Here is a 2,273-nt window from a genome sequence, read left to right as displayed (position 1 = left end):
GACCTAACTCAGTCAAGGTCAGTGTCTTACATTCAATCAGTGCCTTAGAGGCCAGCATCAAGCTGTTTAATCGTTTTAGGTGAAGTTCTGGGCAGTATTGGTGTAAAGAATGTTGTAGGATATTGGCTTCGCGCATCTTGTTGTCCAAGTGTAGTTTTTAGCGAAACCATTTGATCATGCAACAAGATGCGCTTCCACCCTAATTTGATGATTTATTTGTAAATCATCAGGGGATTCTTCAGTGCTAAACCCGCGAGTAAAAATCTCATTTGTGAGCATTGGTTACAAGATAATCTTTGCATTGTGAGTGGCGTAACTCATCCTGCTGCAAATGGTTTAAATACAAAATCTTGGCTTAGTGAACAATTGTGGATATTCGACCATGAATCATCGTTCTCTCGAATTCGTGCAATTCAGTTATTAAAAAGCTTAAATATCCACGTTCGTGATGAAATCTGCATGTCAACCATTGGCTCTATTAAAAGGGCAATTGGAACAGGTATAGGTTTGAGTGTATTACCCCTATTAGCGATTGACGCTGAATTAGCAAGAAAAGACCTTATTTTATTACCTGTGGATGGATGGGATTATAAACGAACTTATTGGTCAATTCAGCGTGAAGGAGAAGAATTATCTGCACTAAGCATGAGTTTCCTAGCCTTTAGTAAGCTACTGTAAAATAATGTATACCAGCTATTCTTACTAGGTGAATTTAATTGATATCATCAGATCTTGGAATAGGATTTTTTTTAGTCTTTTTACTATGTGGTTTATTTTATACACACACATCCTCTATTACACTTTTTAAGCAATTTTATCGTATTTTTCCACTGATGCTAATGTGCTACACCTTACCTGCCATCTTTAGCTCGCTAAATATTATTGATGCAAGTCATAGTCAACTTAGCGAAATGGCAAAAACACACTTAATGCCCGGTTGTTTATTTTTGCTGATTTTAGGTACCGATTTCTTTGCTCTCAGTTTAGTGGGAAAAAAACTTCTCGGTATGTACGTGCTAGGTGCTGTGAGCATCTGTATTGGTGGTCCATTAAGCCTATGGTTAGGCTCTATATTTTTTCCGAACGAACTCGTCTGGCAGGGAGATAATGCTGCTTGGAAAGGCATGTCAACACTGATGGCAAACTGGCTTGGCGGAACCGCCAATCAATTGGCTGTAAAAGAAATCCACAGTGTCGGTGATGCCGTATTTGCGGTAATGATGGCTATTAATATTCTTTTTTCCGGTATATGGATGGTTATATTACTTTTCATTGCAGAACGCCAAGATAAAATCGATGACTTCCTGAAAGCTGATAAAAGCCATAGACCGATATTTTGCACTGACATCAAACGTAAAGTGATAGGAAAAAAAACAAGCTATTATTGGATTCTGATATTGAGCTTGACTTTTTCCATTGTAATTCTCTTTAGTGAAAAATTATCATCCTTCCTTGCAACAAGAATCGCTAATAGTTTCCCACACTTATTTAAATACAATCTTACCTCTGAATTTTTTTGGTCAGTATTAATTGCAACTTTTTTAGGATTATTATTTTCATTAACAAATGCAAGACATGTGTTAGTTAAGGAAACTCAGCAGATAGCTCTTTTTTTAATCTATATCATGATAATGTTGATGGGGTTGAACTTTGATATTAGCGCATTGAGCGCCGCGCCCTATTATGTTTGTATCGCTCTTATTTGGTTCTCTATACACATTATTATCTTATTTATTTTTACTGTATTTTTTCGATTACCTATCATGTACTTCGCGATCGCGAGTCAGTGTAATATTGGTGGTGCGGCTTCTGCACCAGTTATCGCCAGCGCTTTTCACCCAAGGCTGGCTTCCGCTGCTTTATTGATGGCAGTTTGGGGTTATACTTGGGCTTCTTTGTTGGCGTGGTATTTTGGTTTTTTAATGCAGTTTATTCAACCATAAGACGGGAACAAAAAGTGTGTCCAACTAATTTTTTGCTCCCAATAAATGCCACTCCTGAATCTTCAAAGCATTACCCAAAGCTCTGAAGAATCCCCTGATGATTTACAAATAAATCATCAAATTAGGGTGGAAGCGCATCTTGTTGCATGATCAAATGGTTTCGCCAAAAACTACACTTGGACAACAAGATGCGCGAAGCCAATATCCTACAACATTCTTTACACCAATACTGCCCAGAACTTCACCTAAAACGATTAAACAGCTTGATGCTGGCCTCTAAGGCACTGATTGAATGTAAGACACTGACCTTGACTGAGTTAGGTCGAAATT

Annotated in this window: 2 protein-coding genes and 2 pseudogenes; 3 read left to right on the top strand and 1 reads right to left on the bottom strand. The window is 37.8% G+C overall.

The genetic code is table 11. The annotated features are described in order from the left end of the window. Window positions 1-136, bottom strand: a pseudogene (locus L5M10_RS23660) (IS4 family transposase); the annotation flags it as partial. Window positions 137-222: 86 nt separating this feature from the next. On the opposite strand from L5M10_RS23660, the gene L5M10_RS23655 reads away from it, so the two are divergent. The 3 genes and pseudogenes from L5M10_RS23655 to L5M10_RS23645 all read left to right on the top strand — a co-directional run. Then, on the top strand, window positions 223-678 hold the full coding sequence (locus tag L5M10_RS23655; protein WP_317630154.1) for a LysR substrate-binding domain-containing protein: 456 nt from the start codon (window positions 223-225) through the stop codon (window positions 676-678). A 38-nt stretch (window positions 679-716) separates the two neighbouring features. Beyond that, complete coding sequence (locus tag L5M10_RS23650) at window positions 717-1,943, top strand: DUF819 domain-containing protein (RefSeq protein WP_263256076.1); 1,227 nt, start codon at window positions 717-719, stop codon at window positions 1,941-1,943. A gap of 188 nt (window positions 1,944-2,131) precedes the next feature. Then, window positions 2,132-2,273 (top strand): annotated as a pseudogene (locus L5M10_RS23645) (IS4 family transposase); the annotation flags it as partial.

Source organism: Shewanella sp. SM32 (assembly GCF_025654235.1).
GTDB classification, from domain to species: domain Bacteria; phylum Pseudomonadota; class Gammaproteobacteria; order Enterobacterales; family Shewanellaceae; genus Shewanella; species Shewanella oncorhynchi.
This window is presented reverse-complemented; position numbering and strand designations above follow the sequence as displayed.